Consider the following 16,942-nt stretch of genomic DNA (forward strand, 5'->3'; position numbering starts at 1 on the left):
TCCGTGAAGATCTCGAGCAGCACCGAGTGCGGCCGGCGACCGTCGATGATCGCCGCCTTCGGCACCCCGCCGGCGACGGCTTCGAGGCAGGCGGTCATCTTCGGGATCATCCCGCTCTCGAGTTTCGGCAGCAGGGCGCGCAGCTCGGTGGCGTTGATGTTCGACACCAGCGAGTCGCGGTTCGGCCAGTCGGCGTAAAGCCCGGCGACGTCGGTGAGCATGACCAGTTTCTCGGCACCGAGGGCGACCGCGAGTGCGGCGGCCGCAGAGTCGGCGTTGACGTTGAGCGACTGGCCCGGAACGTCGAGGTCGGGCGCGATCGACGACACCACCGGGATGCGCCCCGCGTCGACCTCCGCGAGAACCGACGCGGGGTCGACCTGCACGACGTCGCCGACCAGGCCGATGTCGACGGCTTCGCCGTCGACATATGCGCTCATTTTGCGCCCACCGAACAACCCGGCATCCTCTCCTGAGATCGCGGAGGCGAGCGGGCCGTGCTCGTTGATGAGCGTCACTAGCTCGCGACTCACCTGTCCGGTGAGCACCATGCGCACGACATCCATCGTCTCGGGGGTCGTCACCCGGTAGCCGCCCCGGAACTCGCTCGGGATGCCGAGCCGGTCGAGCATCGCGGTGATCTGCGGGCCCCCGCCGTGCACGACGACCGGCTTCAGGCCGACGTAGCGCAGGTAGACCATGTCTTCGGCGAATGCGCGCTGCAGTTCCGGGCTCACCATCGCGTTGCCGCCGAACTTGACGACGACGATCTTTCCCGAGAAGCGCTTCAACCAGCCGAGCGACTCGATCAGCGTGCCGGCTTTGATCTCCGCACCCAGCGCCCGCTCGTCGGCTTCCAGTTCTTCCGGAGTCATGACGAGTACGCCGAGTTCTCGTGCACGTAGTCGTGGGTGAGGTCGTTGGTGAGGATCGTCGCCGTCGCGTCGCCCGCGTGCAGGTCGAGCTGCAGCAACAGCCGCCGCGGCGTGAGATCGACCTCTTCGCGCGGTCGGTCGGGACCGCCCTTCGCGCAGACCCGCACGCCGTTCATCGACACGTCGACGTCGTACGGGTCGAACTCCGCCTGCGTCGTGCCGATCGCGGCGAGCACCCGGCCCCAGTTGGCGTCGTTGCCGAAGATGGCCGCCTTGAACAGGTTGTTCCGCGCGATCGAGCGGCCGACCTCGACGGCATCCTCCTCGGTCGCTGCCCCGGCGACCTCGATGATGATGTCGTGGCTCGCGCCTTCGGCATCCTCTTGCAGTTGCTGCGCGAGGTCGAGGCACAGGTCGGTCAGCACGGCGGTGAAGGCGTCGAGGTCGGGCGTCACCCCGGAGGCGCCACTCGCGAGCAGTGTCACCTGGTCGTTGGTCGACATGCAGCCGTCGCTGTCGAGCCGATCGAAGGTGACCCGGGTCGCGGCCCGGAGAGCCTGGTCGAGTTGGTCGCTCGTCAGATCGGCGTCGGTCGTGATGACGACGAGCATCGTTGCGAGCCCGGGCGCGAGCATCCCAGCGCCCTTCGCCATGCCGCCGATCTTCCAGCCATCGCCGTCGCGGGTGGCCGTCTTGGGGTGGGTGTCGGTCGTGATGATCGCGGCGGCGGCATCCGCTCCCCCGTCGTCGGAGAGGGCTGCCGCAGCCTTCGCGATGCCCGGCAACAGCTTCTCGCGATCGAGTTGCATACCGATGAGACCGGTCGAGCAGACGAGCACGTCACCCGCGCTGATCCCGAGCGCCTGGCCGACCGCCTCGGCCATCAGGTGCGTGGTCTGGAAACCTTCGCTGCCGGTGAAGCAGTTCGCTCCCCCGGAGTTCAGCACGATCGCGCTCACCGTGCCGTCAGCTATGACCTGTTGCGACCAGATGATCGGGTTCGCCTTCGCGCGGTTGCTGGTGAACACCGCTGCCGCGTTCTGAAGCGGGCCGCGGTTCACGACCAGGGCGAGGTCGGGGTTTCCCGACGACTTGAGTCCGACTTCGATGCCGGCGGCTTCGAAGCCCTGCGCATGGGTGGTGCTCACGGGGCGACTCCATCGAGAGGGAGGCCGAGCGTCTCGGGCAGGCCGAGCGCGAGGTTGGCGGACTGGATCGCGGCCCCGGCGGTGCCCTTCACGAGGTTGTCGAGCGCGCTCACGACGACGACCCGGCCGACCCGTTCGTCGATGGCGAGACCGACGAGTACCGTGTTCGCACCCGTCGTGTCGCCCGATTTCGGGAAGACTCCGGCGGGTAGAAGGTGCACGAACGGTTCGTCGGCGTAGGCGCTCTCCCACGCCGCCCGCACGTTCTTCGGGTCGCCGACGAGTTTGGCCGTCGAGGTCGCCAGGATGCCGCGCGCCATCGGCACGAGCACCGGCGTGAACGAAATGGTCGGGTTCATCCCGCCGGCTGCGACGAGGTTCTGCACGATCTCCGGGGTGTGCCGATGGATGCCGCCCACCTGGTAAGCCGAAGCCGAACCGAGCAACTCGGCGGCGAGTAGATCGGGCCGCAGGCTCTTGCCCGCACCGCTGGGGCCCACCGCAAGAACCGAAACCAGGTCGTCGGGGGCGATCACCCCGGCTGCGATGCCGGGAGCCAGCCCGAGGGTGATCGCGGTGACGTTGCATCCGGGCACGGCGATGCGAGTCGCACCGGCGAGGTTCGCGCGCTGCTTGCCGCCGCCCGCAAGCGGAAGCTCCGGCATCCCATACGTCCAAGCCCCGTGATACTCGCCGCCGTAGAAAGTGGCCCAGGCCTCGGGATCGGTGAGCCGGTGGTCAGCGCCACAGTCGACGACCAGCACGTCCTCGGGTAGGTGCGCGGTGATCGCACCCGATGCTCCGTGTGGCAGCGCGAGGAAGACGATGTCGGCCCCCGACAGCACGGCCGGGGTGGTCTCCTGCAGCACGAGGTGACGCAGCGAGACGAGGTGCGGATGCACGGCCGAGAGCGGTTGCCCGGCGTTCTGGTGAGCCGTCACGGTGACGATCTCGAACTCGGGATGGGCGGAGAGCAGCCTCAGCAGCTCGCCACCGGCATAGCCGCTCGCGCCAGCGACGGCGACGGAAACAGACATGGGTGAGGCCTTCAGGTTCGACGGACGAGGACTTGTCAGCGGCGACGTCGCGCGAACTCACGTGGGCTCAGCGGTGCGACGTCGCCTAGAGTCGGCGCGCGCGGCGGATCGAACGGAGCTCAAGGCTCCGGATGTCGTCCCGCGTCAGTTCCACGCCTCGACCATACTCCCCGTGCAGGACCGCGCACTAATCTGGTTCGTGAACAGGGCTCACTACGGCCTTGAGAACCGGAAGAAGGAACCCATGGCTGACCTCAGCTCGCTGCTCAAGCAGATCCCCGTCGACGACATTGCCGAGCAGCTCGGTATCGACGAGTCGGTCGCCGAAGCCGCCGTGCAGCAGATCGTCCCGGGCCTCGTGGCCGGCCTCGCCGCCAACGCCGAAGACCCGAAGGGGGCCGCGTCGCTCGAGAAGGCCCTGAGCCACGACCGCGGCGCCGTGCACAAGAAGAGGGTGGCGGACATCGACACCGAAGACGGCAAGAAGATCGTGAAGAACGTTTACGGCGACAAGCAGGATGCCGTCGCCACCAAGCTCGCCGCGAGCGCCACCAAGGCATCCGGTGCTAGCGATGTCACGGGCGACATCATCAAGCAGATCCTCCCGATCGTTGCGCCCATCGTGCTCGCCTGGCTGGCCGAGCAGTTCCTCGGCGGCAAAAAGGAAGAGCCGGCAGCGAAGGAAGAGGAGTCGACGTCGGGCGGCATCGGCGACCTGCTCGGTGGCCTCCTCGGTGGTGGATCGTCCTCCGGTTCGTCGAACTCGACGGGCGACCTGCTCGGCGGCATCCTCGGCGGTCTGCTCGGCGGCGGCAAGAAGTAGCCCCTGCGGTTCCGCTTGGCTCCATCCGTGCGCGCTTGGACCCCCGTCGATTGGGGTCCGTCTGCGCTCGGCTGGAGCCAAGTGCTGACGTGACGTTAGTCGCGGAGAGTTGCGCCGAGGCGGGATGCGGCGAGGGCGACACCCGCGAGTTTCGCCTCGGTGGCCTCAGCGGCGGTGAGAGTGCGGTCGGCGGCGCGGAAGCGCAGCGCGAAGGTGAGCGACTTCGATCCCTCCGGTACTCCGGCGCCGCGGTAGTCGTCGACCAGCCGCGCATCCTCCAACAGTTCGCCAGCGCCCTCGATGACGGCATCCCTGACATCGGCCGCCGGTGTCTCAGCAGGCACCACGAGCGACAGATCCTGCGTCGCTGCGGGCAGCGTGCCGATCGGGCGGGCGGCGATCTCGGTCGCCCCGAGCGTAAGCAGGGCGTCGAGGTCGAGTTCGGCGACCGCGACGACCCCGGGCAGATCGAGTTCGCGGGCGAGCGACGGCAGCAGTTCGCCCGCGATCCCGACGACGGTGTCGCCGACGCGGAGCTCGGCGGTACGGCCCGGGTGGAGGGCCGGGTGCGAGCCGGTGAACCGGCGGATGTCCGCGGCGAGCGCGAGGCCGACATCCGAGACCGCATCGAGGGCATCGGCAAGACCTGCGGGGATAGCTGCGGCCCCCGGCTGCTTCGCGACCACGTCGCCGAGGAACAGCACGGCGACCCGGCTCGGCTGAGGCGGCAGACCCGTGGTGAGCGCGTCGAGCACGTCCGGCGCGAGTTCCACCGCGCCCGGGGGCAGTTCGACCGTTCCGTAGGCGACCCCGGGGTCGGGGCGGAACACGGTGCCTATCTCGAAGATCGCCAGATCTGTCAGCCCGCGTGACAGGTTGCGGCGGGCCGTCTCCAACAGCCCCGGCAACAACGATCGGCGCAGGAACGGTGCCTGCGGGTCGAGAGCGTTCGCGAGCTGCACGGCGGATGCCGCGGGCTCGAACCGCTCGATCGTCGCGGCCGACTGGAAGGGATAGGCGAGCACTTCGGTGAGGCCGGCCGCCGCGAGGGTCTGTGCGAGCCGACGACGGGCGACCTGCTCACGCGTCCAGCCACGACCGGGCGGGGCGGTCGGTAGCTGCGAGGGAATGCGGTCGTACCCGGTAATGCGGGCGACCTCCTCGATCAGACTCGGGGAATCGACGAGGTCGGGGCGCCACGGCGGCGGGGTGACCGTCCAGCGATCGACCGTCACGTCAACGGTTGCACCGATGAGCGTGAGCGCGTCGCGCACCTCGTCGTCGGTGTAGTCGACGCCAATCAGGGCGGCCGCGTCACCGGGTGCAAACGCGATCGGAACCGGCTGACCCAGATACGGCACGACGACACCGAGCGGATCGATCGTGCCGCCCGCGAGTTGCACGAGCAGGTCGGCCACGCGCTGAGCCGCGATCGGTCCGAGCGTCGGGTCGACGCCTCGTTCGAAACGCTTGGATGCTTCGCTCCACAACTTGTGGCGACGTGCGGCCCGAGCGATCGTCACCGGGTCGAAGTGCGCGGCTTCGACGAGGATGTCGGTGGTCGCATCCGACACTTCGGTCGCGAGGCCGCCCATGACGCCCGCCAGCCCGATCGGACCCGATTCGTCGGTGATCAGCAGGTCTTCGACATCCAGTTTGCGCACCTGGCCGTCGAGCGTCTCCAGCTGCTCCCCCGCAGCGGCACGCCGCACCACGATGCCGCCGGCGAGCTTGCCGAGGTCGTAGGTGTGGGTGGGCTGCCCGAGTTCGAGCATCACGTAGTTGCTGATGTCGACCGGCAACGAGATCGAGCGGATGCCGGCGAGCTTCAGCCGCGCGATCATCCCCGACGGGGTGGGTCGCGTCGCGTCGACGCCCCGCACGACGCGTGCGGCGAAGGCGTCGCAGCCGACGCGTCCGCGGATCGGGGTGGCGTCATTGACGATCACCGAGTACCCGGTCGCCTCCCCCACCACCGGCTCGAGCGCCGGGTCGCGGAAGGCTGCCCCCGTCGAGTGCGAGTACTCGCGGGCAAGTCCACGGATCGACAGCGCGTAGCCGCGGTCGGGGGTGACGTTGATTTCCACTGCCGCGTCATCGAGGCCGAGCAGCGCGATCGCGTCGTCGCCCGGCTGTCCGACGAGGCCGCGTTCGTGCAGCCGCATGATGCCGGAGTGCTCGTCGCCGAGCCCGAGTTCGCGTTCCGAGGCGATCATGCCGTCGGAAACGTGCCCGTAGGTCGTGCGGGCCGTGATCGGGAACGGCCCGGGCAGCACGGCGCCCGGAAGCGACACCGGCACGAGGTCGCCGACCTCGAAGTTGTGGGCGCCGCAGACGATGCCGCGTGGGTTCCCCTCGCCGACATCCACCTGGACCCAGCGGATCGTTTTGCCGTTGCTCTGCGGCTCATCCTCGAAGGAGAGCACCCGACCGACGACGACAGGGCCCTGCACGTCGAAGCCGTGAACGTCTTCTTCCTCGAAGCCCACCTTCACGAGCGCCGCGTGCAGGTGCTCCAGCGTCACCTCGGGCGGCAGATCGACCCACTCGCCGAGCCACGAAATCGGGATGCGCACGGCTACACCACCATCCCGAACTGCTGCGAGAACCGCACATCGCCTTCGACCATGTCGCGCATGTCGTTCATCTCGTTGCGGAACTGGAGGGTGCGCTCGATTCCCATGCCGAACGCGAACCCTTGATACTCGGTCGGGTCGACCCCTGCCGAACGCAACACGTTGGGGTTGACCATGCCGCAGCCACCCCACTCCACCCAGCGCGCGCCACCCTTGGCGTTCGGCTGCCAGACATCCATCTCGGCGCTCGGCTCGGTGAACGGAAAGTAGTTCGGGCGCAGGCGGATCTGCGCACCCTGCCCGAACATCGCCCGGGCGAGGTGCTCAAGGGTGCCGCGCAGGTGCGCCATCGTCAGGCCGCGGTCGATCGCGATGCCCTCGATCTGGTGGAAGACCGGAGTGTGGGTGGCATCCAGCTCGTCTTTGCGGAACACCTTGCCGGGCGCAACCACGTAGAGCGGCAGCGGGCGGTCGAGCAGCGACCGGATCTGCACGTTCGAGGTCTGGCTGCGCAGTACCAGGTTCCGGTCGGCGGGCTCGACGTAGAAGGTGTCCTGCTCGCCGCGCGCCGGGTGATCGGGGTCGATGTTGAGGGCGTCGAAGTTGAACCAGGCGTGCTCGAGCTCGGGGCCTTCCGCGACCTCCCAGCCCATGCCGATGAAGATGTCGCCCATCTGCTCCATCAGAAGCGACAGCGGATGCCGAGCGCCGAGCCGCCTGCGCGAGGGTACCGCGGTGACGTCGAGAGCCTCAGCCGCGAGCTGAGCCTCTTCCTCGGCGGCGAGGATGCGGCCCTCAGCCTCGGCGAGCGCCGCGTTCACCCGCGCGCGGGCTTCCCCGACAAGTTTTCCCGCGGCGGCCTTCTGGTCGGCGGGCACCTCGCGCATCGACGCATTGAGCTTCGCGAGCGGGCTGCCGTCAGCGGTGTGGGCTGCCCGGGCGGCCTTCAGCGCGGCTGAATCCCCGGCGGCCGTGATCGCCGCGAGTGCTGAGTCAACAGCCTGGGTGACGGCGGCTTCGGTGATCTCGGACACGAAGTGCGAGCTTACTGGCCCGCCCGCTGCGCGAACGCCGACTCGTAGAGGCACACGGATGCCGCCGTCGCGAGATTGAGCGACTCGGCGTGTCCGTAGATCGGTACCTTCACCACCCGGTCGGCAAGGCGCAGCAGCTCGTCGGGGAGGCCGTGAGCCTCGTTCCCGAACACCCAGGCCGTCGGCGCGCCGAGGATGTCGCGCACGCGCGGAAGATCCGCGCCCTTCACGTCGGCGGCGAGAACCTGCATTCCGGCACCCCGCACGGCAGCGAGAGCTTCGTCGAGGGTTCCGTTCTGCGCGACCGGCACGTGGAAGAGCGAACCCGTCGTCGAACGCACGACCTTGGGGTTGTAGGCATCCACGCTTTTGCCGGTGAAAATCACCCCGTCGGCGCCGGCGGCATCCGCGGCACGGATGATCGTTCCGGCATTGCCGGGGTCGCGCACCTCTTCGAGCACCGCGATCAGGCGAGGCCGCGACCCGAGAAGATCGGAGATCGAGATCGGAAACTGCCGGCAGGTGGCCAGAACCCCCTGTGGGGTCACCGTGTCGGCCATCGTGTCGAGCACGGCATCCGATACGAGCACGACATCGATGCCGCGATCCGTCGCCGCCTGCACGATGTCGGTGAGTCGATCGCGGGCCGACCGGGTGATGAAGATGTCGACAAGCAACTCGGCACGGAAGGCGAGAGCCTCCGCAACGGCTTGGGGGCCCTCGACGAGGAACACCCCCGTGTCGGCTCGTGCATGGCGCTTCGCGAGCTTCGCAACGGCTCGCACCCGCGGCGACCGCGGATTGTCGATCATGCCTTCAGGCTACGTGCGCCGGGTGAATGCGAGGTGAAGGCTCGCGTGCGCCTCGAAACGCCGCAGCGGATGGACCCGAAAGCGTGAGGAGGGACCCCCGTTGATTGGGGTCCCTCCTCACCTGGATCCATCTAAGCGCGACGGAGAAGGTTACGCGGCGGGGGCGTTGACGTCCGACGGCAGAGCCTTCTTGGCGACCTCGACGAGACCCGCGAAAGCGGCGGGCTCGTTGACCGCCAGCTCGGCGAGGATGCGACGGTCGACCTCGACACCCGCGAGGCCGAGGCCCTGGATGAGGCGGTTGTACGTCAGACCGTTCGTGCGAGCCGCGGCGTTGATGCGCTGAATCCAGAGGCGACGGAACTCGCCCTTCTTCGCGCGACGGTCGCGGTAGGCGTAGACGAGCGAGTGGGTGACCTGCTCCTTCGCCTTGCGGTAGAGGCGCGACCGCTGACCGCGGTAGCCCTCTGCGCGCTCGAGAATCGTGCGGCGCTTCTTGGCGGCATTGACCGCCCTCTTTACACGTGCCATTTGTTCTGTCCTTGTCCGGCTCTGTGAGCCAAAATCCGAGTGGGCTTACTTGCCCAGAAGCTTCTTGATGACCTTGGCGTCCTGCGGGGCGAGGACGACTTCCTGGTTCAGGCGGCGGGTCAGTTTCGAGGACTTGCCCTCGAGGTTGTGGCGCATGCCCGCGCCCTGCTTCATGACCTTGCCGCTGCCGGTGATCTTGAAACGCTTCTTCGCACCGGAGTGCGTCTTCTGCTTAGGCATTGCTGGTTTCCTCTTCTTGGGGCGCAGTTTCTGTGCGCTGGGGCTTGCTTTCGGCCTTCTTGGCCAGGGCTTCGGCCTTCGCGTCGACCTTGCTCTTCAGCGGGCCGATCACCATGACCATGTTGCGACCGTCGATGGTCGGGGTGGACTCGACGGTGCCAAACTCTGCGACATCCTCGGCGAAGCGCTGGAGAAGACGCACACCCTGCTCCGGACGGGACTGCTCCCGACCGCGGAAGAGGATCATGGCCTTCACCTTGTCGCCGGACTGGAGGAACCCCTCAGCCCGCTTGCGCTTGGTTTCGTAGTCGTGCTTGTCGATCTTGAGGCGGAAACGAACTTCCTTGAGGATCGTGTTCGCCTGGTTGCGCCGGGCTTCCTTGAGCTTCTGGGCCTGTTCGTACTTGAACTTGCCGTAGTCCATGATCTTCACCACGGGCGGTGTCGCGTCGGGTGCAACCTCGACCAGATCCAAGTCGGCCTCCTGCGCGAGACGCAGAGCGTCTTCGATGCGGACGACGCCGACCTGTTCTCCTGCCGGGCCGACCAGGCGAACCTGGGGCACGCGGATCCGGTCGTTCGTTCTGGGATCGCTGATTAGTGGGTTCCTTTCGCTGGTCGAACACGAAGGAAGCATCCACACGGCGCTGCTGCTGTCACAGCGTTCCGCACTCACCCTGACTACCGAACGTCTCGCGACGACCGGCGGAGTGAAATTCGACCCGATAACCTAGGAACGGTTGGCGGGTGGGAGGATTCTCCGCTTCGTTACCGGGGAGATGGCCCCGGAGCCCGTATGAGAATAGCAGAGGACCCCGCACTTGGCACTTGACGCTTTCGGCCGCACCATCGACGAGGCACCCGTCGCGTTCGATCAACCCAGTGTCGAGCCGGAGATCCGCGACATCGCGGAGGTTCCCGCGGTTGAAGTGATCAACACCGTCGCCGTGCATCTGCTCTCCGCCGCCGCCGTGCAGTGCGGGCTCGCGGAAGACGACCCGCGCGTCGACCTCGACGAGGCCCGCAAACTCATCGACGCCCTCGCCGGGTTGGTGACCGCAGCCGCCCCTCACCTCGCCGACGTGCACGCCCGACCCTTGCGGGATGGGCTGCGCTCGGTGCAACTCGCGTTCCGCGAAGCTTCCGCCATCCCCGACCCGATCGGTCAGGGCGCCGGCGAAAAGTACACCGGCCCGGTCAACTAGGACATCGGGACGTTCCGCGCCTCGGCCTCGCCCGCGAGTGCACCCAGGAATGCCCGATACTCCGGCTCGGTGATGGTGCTCGGCACAGCCACCTCCATGCGACCCACGTCGGAGAGCTCGATCGAGATGACCCTGCTGCGGGAGGTGGAAGCCCCGGTGTGCACCCGCACAATCCGGTCCCAGCGCACCACCTCGGCGATGTCCGGCAGGAAGACACCTCGCGGCGAGTAGCCGATCAGCCGCGACCCGGCCTGCCACGACATCACGAACACGAAGATTCCCACGGCGCCCGCCGCGAGGACGCCCCCGACGAGCAGGCCGAAGACGAGCGACCCCGACCCGAGCGCGAGCGGGAGCAGAGCGAGCGCCGCTGCGAGAACCAGCGCGCACGGGGTGGCGGCCCGTCGTACCGCGGGCGGCGGAACCCATCGCCCGACGAGCACGGCGTCGAGATCGGTCGCGGCGGCGAGGGCGCTCCGAACTGCCATGCGTCCGAGCGTAGTCAGACTCCGTGGCGTCGTCATCGATGAGACCGGCTAGAGCGACTCGAGGCGCACGGCGATCGAGTCGACGCGGTCGAGGATGACGGGGGATGCCGCCCAGGCGTCGCCGAGTCGCACCAGTAGGACATCCAATTCGGCCCGATCGAGTCCACCCTCGAGCGCGAGCTGCACCAGCAGCTCCGGGCCGGCGAGCCGAGCGTCCGGGTCGCCGGGGGCGAGTTGCACGGCACGCACCGCCGGCTCCCCCACGGTCGCCGCCAGGAACGCGTCGAGCACCCGCTCGTCGGTGAAGCACGGGATGAAGGTGGCCCCCGTCGAGAGTGCTTCGAACGCGGTTCGGCGCAGCGCGAACTCGGTCGGCGAGCCGGGGTCGAGCACGATCGCCCCCACCTCGTCGGCGGCGGCCGCGAGGGCCGCCCGCGGTGCGGCCACCGGGATGGGCCGCGCGAGCGGGTTCCAGTGCCGCATGGCGTCGACCGATGAGAACACCGGGAGCACGCTGCGCCCGTCCGGCCCGGCGACCGTGACGAGGGCGAGTTCTTGCGTCTTGTCGACGAGCTGCCCGTGTGCGCCGATCCCCTCGTCGCCGCGATCGGTCACGAGGGGAACGAGCAGCCGAGCCGTGCCGAGTGCGGCGACGACCTCGGGTATCCCCAGCTCACGCGCACGGAACCGCAGCACCGCCTCGACGAGGCGCGCGTCGGCCGAGCCATCGTCATCCGCGGATGCGTTCGCGTGGAACTCGCGCCCGTCGAACGGGATGCCGGCGGAGTCGGCGTGGGCCACGAGGAGGCTCAGTCGCCTGCGACGTCGAGCGCTTCGGCGAGGGTGAATGCGCCGGCATAGAGCGCCTTGCCGACGATCGCGCCCTCGAGCCCCTGCGGAACGAGTGCACGCAGCTCGGCGATGTCGTCGAGGTCGGCCACGCCGCCCGATGCGATGACCGGCTTGTCGGTGCGGGCGCAGACCTGGGCCAGCAGGTCGAGGTTGGGTCCCTTGAGGGTGCCGTCCTTCGTCACGTCGGTGACGACGTACCGCGAGCAGCCGGCCGCCTCGAGGCGCTCCATCACCTGCCAGAGGTCACCGCCCTCCTGGGTCCAGCCGCGCGCTGCGAGGGTCGTGCCGCGCACGTCGAGACCGACGGCGATCGCCTCGCCGTACTCGGCGATCACATGGGCGGCCCACTCCGGGTTCTCCAGGGCGGCGGTACCGAGGTTGATGCGTTTCGCTCCGGTCGCCAGCGCCGCCTCGAGCGTCGCGTCATCACGGATGCCGCCGGAGAGTTCGATGTTGACCCGGCGGGGAGTGTTCTTGATCACCTTGCGGATGACTGCGGTGTTGTTGCCTCGGCCGAAGGCGGCATCCAGGTCGACGAGGTGGATCCACTCGGCACCCTGGCTTGCCCAGTTGTCGGCGGCTTCGACCGGGTCGCCGTAGCTGGTCTCGCTGCCCGCCGCCCCCTGGGTGAGTCGAACGGCCTTGCCGTCGGCGACGTCGACGGCGGGAAGCAGGGTGAGCTTGGGAGCGGAGTTGAACTCGGTCACAAGGTCGAAAGCGTACTCGCTCTAGCCAGTCGTCTCGTCACAGCGTGCCGATCCAGTTCGAGAGCATGCGGATGCCGGGCTCCCCCGACTTCTCCGGGTGGAACTGCGTGGCCGAGAGTGGACCGTTTTCGGCAGCAGCCACGAACCGGCCACCGTGGTCGGCCCAGGTGACCCGCGGCTGCGCGAACGCCCCGTACGGCTCGAGGGTCCAATTTCGTGCAGCGTAGGAGTGCACGAAGTAGAAGCGTTCGTCGCGGATCCCGTCGAACAGCACCGAGTCGTCCGCGGCGTCGACGGTGTTCCACCCCATGTGCGGCAACACGGGTGCCTTCAGTTCGTCGACGACCCCGGGCCATTCACCGAGGCCCTCGGTGTCGACGCCCCGCTCGACACCGCGGTCGAAGAGCACCTGCATCCCGACGCAGATCCCGAGAACCGGGCGACCGCCCGCGAGCCTGCGCTCGATGAGTTCGCCGCCCCGTACGTCGTTCAGCGCAGCCATCACGGCGGCGAACGCCCCGACTCCGGGCACCAGAAGGCCGTCGGCATCCATCACCCGCTGCCGGTCGGCGGTGAGTTCGACCGCAGCGCCGGCACGTTCGAGCGCCTTCGCGGCGGAGTGCACGTTGCCGGAGCCGTAGTCGAGGACGACTACAGACTTCTGGGCTGCCACGGCTACAGCGCGCCCTTCGTCGACGGAATGCCGGTCACCCGCGCGTCGGGTTCGACCGCCTTGCGGAACGCGCGCGCAAACGCCTTGAACTCCGCCTCCGCGATGTGGTGCGGATCGCGGCCCGCGATCACGGTGATGTGCATCGTGAGCGCTGCGTTGAACGCGATCGCCTCGAAGACGTGCCGCACCATCGAGCCGGTGAAGTGACCGCCGATCAGGTGGTGCGCAAAACCGGTCGGTTCGCCGCTGTGTACGAGGTACGGACGTCCGGAGACATCCACGACCGCCTGGGCGAGCGCCTCATCGAGGGGCACGAGCGCGTCGCCGTAGCGGCCGATGCCCGCCTTGTCGCCGAGCGCCTGCTTGATGGCCTGCCCGAGCACGATGGCGGTGTCTTCGACGGTGTGGTGCACGTCGATGTCGGTGTCGCCCGACGCTTTCACGGTCAGGTCGACGAGCGAGTGCTTGCTGAACGCCGTCAGCAGGTGGTCGAAGAACGGCACAGTTGTGTCGATGCTCGACGTGCCCGTGCCGTCGAGGTCGAGGCTGAGCTCGATCGACGACTCGCTCGTCTGGCGCGAAAGGCTGGCTCGTCGTGAGGAGCCGGCGGTGCGGGAAGCCATGTGGCCAGCCTAGTGACCGACGGCCGAGACGGCCGTCGGCGCTGGGGTCGCGGCGACGGCGCGAAAGCGCCCTCGCCCTATCGCTCCACCTACCGAGCGCCACCTTGTCCCAGGGCCGCCAGCGCGCCGAGGAAATACGAGGTCTCATCCTCGGTGCCGGCAGTCACGCGAAGCGCGCCGGGCAGACCGACATCCCGAATCAGGATGTCGCGCTCGCGCAGCGCGCGGAACGTGGCTCCCGGGTCGGCGACCCCGTCGAACAACACGAAGTTCGCCTGGCTCTCGTGGGCCCGATAGCCGAGCACCGGAAGCTCGGTGAGCAGCCGGTCGCGTTGACCGCGGATGTCATCGACCATGGCGAGCATCTCGGGCGCGTGACGAAGGGCGGCGAGGGCCGCTGCCTGGGTGAGCGCGGAGAGGTGGTACGGCAGCCGCACGAGCCGGAGCGCGTCGGTCACCGCGGCGTCGGCAGCGAGGTAGCCGACCCGCACCCCGGCGAACGCGAACGCCTTGCTCATCGTGCGCGACACGATGAGGCGCTCACGACCGGGCAGCAGAGTGAGGGCGCTCGGCACCTCGTCGGGCATGAACTCCGCGTACGCCTCATCGACGAACACCATCCCGCGTGATGCCGAGTAGACGGCCTCGATCACCTCGATCGACAACGGGGTTCCGGTCGGGTTGTTCGGCGCGCAGAGGAACACCAGGTCGGGGTCGGTACGCTCGACCGCCGCGACGGCCGTCTCGGGGCTGATGACGAATCCGGCATCCCGTTCGGCGGTGACCCACTCGGTACCGGTACCGGCCGCGATGATCGGGTGCATCGAGTAGGTGGGCGGGAAGCCGAGCACGCTGCGACCCGGTCCACCGAACGCCTGCAACACGTGCTGGATGATCTCGTTCGACCCATTCGCCGCCCAGATCTGGCTCGCGTCGAGCCCGTGGCCGAGGTAGCCGGCGAACGCCCCCCGCAGTTCGGCGAACTCGCGATCGGGGTAGCGGTTGGCCCCGATCACCGCGTGGGCGAGCGACTCGACGATGTCACGCGCCACGCCCTCGGGAATGGGGTGGGTGTTCTCGTTGACGTTCAGCGCGTAGCGGACGGCATCCTGCGGAGCCCCATACGGGCTTGCTCCTCGGAGATCGTCGCGCAGCGGAAGGTCGGAGAGGGATACCACTCGCGGGAGTCTACTGAGCCTCGCGAGCCCCTACGGCGAGTACTGGGGTGGGATCGCGAGCTCTTGGCCCGGCTGGATCACCGTCGAGTCAAGTTGGTTGAATGCTGCGACCTGAGCGGCGAACTCGCGCGGATCTTCGGTCGGAGCGATCTCAGCAGCGAGATCCCACAGGGACTGACCGCCATCGACCGTGACCCAGGTGAGCGAGTCGCCGGCCGCGCCGTGCGTGGCCACCGCTCCCCCGGCACCGAGTCCAAAGACAAGCGCGGCGATCACGAGCGGGATGGCTGCGAGGGCCGAAATGACGACGCGACCGCGACGGCTGAGGCGCAGTCGCGGCGCGGCGGGGGGCTGCACCGGACGGAAGCCGTGCGTCGGCAGGTAGCTCACTACTGCGGTCATCTCGTCCTCCTGGCTTTCGGGCGGTGGTCCAACTTTCGGGCGGTAGTCCCGCTTCCGGAACCCCTGGCGGCCGGGCCGGGGGCTCCGGAAGCGAATCTGTGTTCCGAACATACCTTCGATCGAACATATGTTCAACCTCATCCGCTCGATTTCTCGATGGATTCGGCGACACACTCGAACGAATGTTTGCTGGAGCGACCGTGACCGGATACAGTTTCGATCGCCGGGATGATTCGACCACCGACCACCGACATCGGCGCCGAACCGGCAACACGAGGAGGAAACCGTGGACGACACGCAGGACCAAGACGCCGCTCTGGAGCGCCAGACCGCTTCTGGAAACAGCACGCGCCGTCGCACCTCGCTGAGCGAGAAGCAGACCGCGATCCTCGAGATGATCCAGCGCTCTGTCGCATCCCGTGGGTATCCGCCGAGCATGCGCGAGATCGGCGATGCCGTCGGGCTCTCATCGCTGTCGAGCGTCACCCACCAGCTGACCCAGCTGGAACTCTCGGGCTACCTGCGCCGCGACCCGAACCGACCGCGAGCGCTCGAAGTACTCATCGAACTGCCGGGCACCGAGTCGTCGGACTCCGGAATCCCCGTCGGCGACGCCGCGATGGTGCCGCTCGTCGGACGCATCGCCGCCGGCATCCCGATCACCGCCGACCAACAGGTCGACGAGGTGTTCCCGCTCCCCCGCCAGCTCGTCGGTAAAGGCGACCTCTTCATGCTCAAGGTCGTCGGCGAGTCGATGATCGACGCTGCGATCTGCGACGGCGACTGGGTCGTCGTGCGTCAGCAGAAGAGTGCCGAGAACGGCGAGATCGTCGCGGCGATGCTCGACGGCGAGGCGACGGTGAAGGTCTTCCGGCAGCGCGACGGACACGTCTGGCTGTTGCCACGCAACTCGGCGTTCGAGCCGATCGTCGGCGATGACGCCGAGATCCTCGGCAAGATCGTCGCGGTTCTGCGGTCGGTCTAACCCACCGGCAGCGTGTGGCCCACCGGCAGCGAAGTGTGGCGGGTGACCCATCCGCGCACGAGGTGCATGAATCCGGCGTGGTCGTCGCGGAAGACGGTGTGGCCCGATCCGGCGATGGTCGTCACCGTCATGCCGCTCTGTCGCAGGCTCTCGGCCACAGCTCGAGAAATCAGCAGGCTCCGTTCCGCAAGGATGACGAGCGACGGCGCGACGAGCTTGAGCGGCGGCACCAGAGGGCGAGTGTTCACGAAGCCGAGGATCGTGCGCTTGTCCCACACCCGCAACGTCGCGACTTCGAGTTCGACGTCGGCAGTCGTCCATCCCGGATTGAGCCGTCGCAGCACCCACGCACCGGGCCGCGGCGAAACGGTGAACATCGCCTTGAGCGCGACCCCACGCACTCCGCGCGGAAAGGCGAACGCGGGGTCGACATAGATGGCGACCCGCGGCGCGAACCGCTCGGCGACGAGACTCGCGACCAGGGCGCCGAGGGAGTGCCCCATCAGGAGCTCAGGCGGCCCGTCGAGTTCGGCTTCGAGCGTCTCCACGACGTCGGCAGCCCATCGGCGCGGTGAATACCGTCGGGATCGCGGGCTCGCCCCGTGCCCGGCCAGGTCGACCGCGATGACGCGATAGCCGTCGCCCTGAAGCTCGGCCGCGACCCGGTGCCACGCGCGGTGGTCCGACATCATTCCGTGGATGAGCACGGCCGCGCGAGGTCCCGATCCGGACCGGTGCACGGCGAGTCGCATG

At 68.4% G+C, this 16,942-nt stretch carries 20 protein-coding genes; 3 read left to right on the forward strand and 17 right to left on the reverse strand.

Going from position 1 to position 16,942, the window contains the following annotated elements:
• The 3 genes from argB to argC form a co-directional block, all read right to left on the reverse strand.
• A partial coding sequence (gene argB / locus RMO30_RS12640) for an acetylglutamate kinase (protein WP_309714109.1) occupies positions 1 to 875 on the reverse strand: 875 nt, incomplete at its 3' end.
• Positions 872 to 2,023 (reverse strand): bifunctional glutamate N-acetyltransferase/amino-acid acetyltransferase ArgJ, encoded by a 1,152-nt coding sequence (argJ, locus tag RMO30_RS12645; protein WP_309714111.1) that lies wholly within the window; start codon positions 2,021 to 2,023, stop codon positions 872 to 874. The genes argB and argJ, both read right to left, overlap by 4 nt.
• Entirely contained in the window at positions 2,020 to 3,060 is a 1,041-nt protein-coding gene (gene argC / locus RMO30_RS12650; RefSeq protein ID WP_309714113.1) for an N-acetyl-gamma-glutamyl-phosphate reductase, read from the reverse strand. Before argC ends, argJ begins: the two co-directional genes overlap by 4 nt.
• A gap of 244 nt (positions 3,061 to 3,304) precedes the next feature.
• Here argC and RMO30_RS12655 point away from each other — a divergent pair, with 244 nt between their 5' ends.
• Positions 3,305 to 3,883, forward strand: coding sequence for a DUF937 domain-containing protein (locus RMO30_RS12655; RefSeq protein ID WP_309714115.1), 579 nt, complete (start codon positions 3,305 to 3,307; stop codon positions 3,881 to 3,883).
• Positions 3,884 to 3,978: 95 nt separating this feature from the next.
• Here the strand turns inward: RMO30_RS12655 and pheT are convergent, their stop codons facing one another.
• The 6 genes from pheT to infC form a co-directional block, all read right to left on the reverse strand.
• The gene (pheT, locus tag RMO30_RS12660; RefSeq protein WP_309714116.1) at positions 3,979 to 6,459 is read right to left on the reverse strand and encodes a phenylalanine--tRNA ligase subunit beta; all 2,481 of its coding nucleotides are present in this window, start codon (positions 6,457 to 6,459) and stop codon (positions 3,979 to 3,981) included.
• 2 nt (positions 6,460 to 6,461) lie between these two features.
• Positions 6,462 to 7,493 (reverse strand): phenylalanine--tRNA ligase subunit alpha, encoded by a 1,032-nt coding sequence (pheS, locus tag RMO30_RS12665; protein ID WP_309714119.1) that lies wholly within the window; start codon positions 7,491 to 7,493, stop codon positions 6,462 to 6,464.
• 11 nt (positions 7,494 to 7,504) lie between these two features.
• Entirely contained in the window at positions 7,505 to 8,305 is an 801-nt protein-coding gene (locus RMO30_RS12670; RefSeq protein ID WP_309714121.1) for an RNA methyltransferase, read from the reverse strand.
• A 150-nt stretch (positions 8,306 to 8,455) separates the two neighbouring features.
• Positions 8,456 to 8,836 (reverse strand): 50S ribosomal protein L20, encoded by a 381-nt coding sequence (gene rplT, locus RMO30_RS12675; RefSeq protein ID WP_309714123.1) that lies wholly within the window; start codon positions 8,834 to 8,836, stop codon positions 8,456 to 8,458.
• Between the two features lie 45 nt (positions 8,837 to 8,881).
• Positions 8,882 to 9,076 carry a 50S ribosomal protein L35 gene (gene rpmI / locus RMO30_RS12680; protein ID WP_309714126.1) on the reverse strand — a complete coding sequence of 65 codons (195 nt, stop codon included), beginning with the start codon at positions 9,074 to 9,076 and terminating at the stop codon, positions 8,882 to 8,884.
• Positions 9,069 to 9,713, reverse strand: a complete 645-nt coding sequence (gene infC, locus RMO30_RS12685) for a translation initiation factor IF-3 (protein ID WP_309714142.1) — start codon at positions 9,711 to 9,713, stop codon at positions 9,069 to 9,071. Before infC ends, rpmI begins: the two co-directional genes overlap by 8 nt.
• A 211-nt stretch (positions 9,714 to 9,924) precedes the next feature.
• Here infC and RMO30_RS12690 point away from each other — a divergent pair, with 211 nt between their 5' ends.
• A complete protein-coding gene (locus RMO30_RS12690; protein WP_309714144.1) occupies positions 9,925 to 10,281 on the forward strand; it encodes a DUF1844 domain-containing protein in 357 nt (118 codons plus the stop codon).
• Here RMO30_RS12690 and RMO30_RS12695 read toward each other — a convergent pair.
• From RMO30_RS12695 to RMO30_RS12725, 7 genes are all read right to left on the reverse strand, one after another.
• On the reverse strand, positions 10,278 to 10,769 hold the full coding sequence (locus RMO30_RS12695) for a hypothetical protein (protein ID WP_309714128.1): 492 nt from the start codon (positions 10,767 to 10,769) through the stop codon (positions 10,278 to 10,280). The genes RMO30_RS12690 and RMO30_RS12695 overlap by 4 nt on opposite strands.
• A gap of 48 nt (positions 10,770 to 10,817) precedes the next feature.
• Positions 10,818 to 11,570, reverse strand: coding sequence for an SseB family protein (locus RMO30_RS12700; protein WP_309714129.1), 753 nt, complete (start codon positions 11,568 to 11,570; stop codon positions 10,818 to 10,820).
• A gap of 8 nt (positions 11,571 to 11,578) precedes the next feature.
• Entirely contained in the window at positions 11,579 to 12,328 is a 750-nt protein-coding gene (gene priA, locus RMO30_RS12705) for a bifunctional 1-(5-phosphoribosyl)-5-((5-phosphoribosylamino)methylideneamino)imidazole-4-carboxamide isomerase/phosphoribosylanthranilate isomerase PriA (RefSeq protein ID WP_309714131.1), read from the reverse strand.
• Positions 12,329 to 12,365: 37 nt separating this feature from the next.
• Positions 12,366 to 13,001, reverse strand: a complete 636-nt coding sequence (gene hisH, locus RMO30_RS12710; protein ID WP_309714133.1) for an imidazole glycerol phosphate synthase subunit HisH — start codon at positions 12,999 to 13,001, stop codon at positions 12,366 to 12,368.
• A 2-nt stretch (positions 13,002 to 13,003) separates the two neighbouring features.
• On the reverse strand, positions 13,004 to 13,624 hold the full coding sequence (gene hisB / locus RMO30_RS12715; RefSeq protein ID WP_309714135.1) for an imidazoleglycerol-phosphate dehydratase HisB: 621 nt from the start codon (positions 13,622 to 13,624) through the stop codon (positions 13,004 to 13,006).
• 89 nt (positions 13,625 to 13,713) lie between these two features.
• Positions 13,714 to 14,802 (reverse strand): histidinol-phosphate transaminase, encoded by a 1,089-nt coding sequence (locus RMO30_RS12720; protein WP_309714136.1) that lies wholly within the window; start codon positions 14,800 to 14,802, stop codon positions 13,714 to 13,716.
• 30 nt (positions 14,803 to 14,832) lie between these two features.
• Positions 14,833 to 15,204 carry a LysM peptidoglycan-binding domain-containing protein gene (locus RMO30_RS12725; protein ID WP_309714138.1) on the reverse strand — a complete coding sequence of 124 codons (372 nt, stop codon included), beginning with the start codon at positions 15,202 to 15,204 and terminating at the stop codon, positions 14,833 to 14,835.
• Between the two features lie 316 nt (positions 15,205 to 15,520).
• Here RMO30_RS12725 and lexA point away from each other — a divergent pair, with 316 nt between their 5' ends.
• A complete protein-coding gene (gene lexA / locus RMO30_RS12730; RefSeq protein WP_309714146.1) occupies positions 15,521 to 16,189 on the forward strand; it encodes a transcriptional repressor LexA in 669 nt (222 codons plus the stop codon).
• Here lexA and RMO30_RS12735 read toward each other — a convergent pair.
• Positions 16,186 to 16,942 (reverse strand): alpha/beta fold hydrolase (locus tag RMO30_RS12735; RefSeq protein ID WP_309714140.1); only part of this gene is annotated, 757 nt, incomplete at its 5' end. The two genes, lexA and RMO30_RS12735, sit on opposite strands and share 4 nt — an antisense overlap.

The organism is Pseudolysinimonas sp. (assembly GCF_031389465.1).
Classification (GTDB): domain Bacteria; phylum Actinomycetota; class Actinomycetes; order Actinomycetales; family Microbacteriaceae; genus Pseudolysinimonas_A.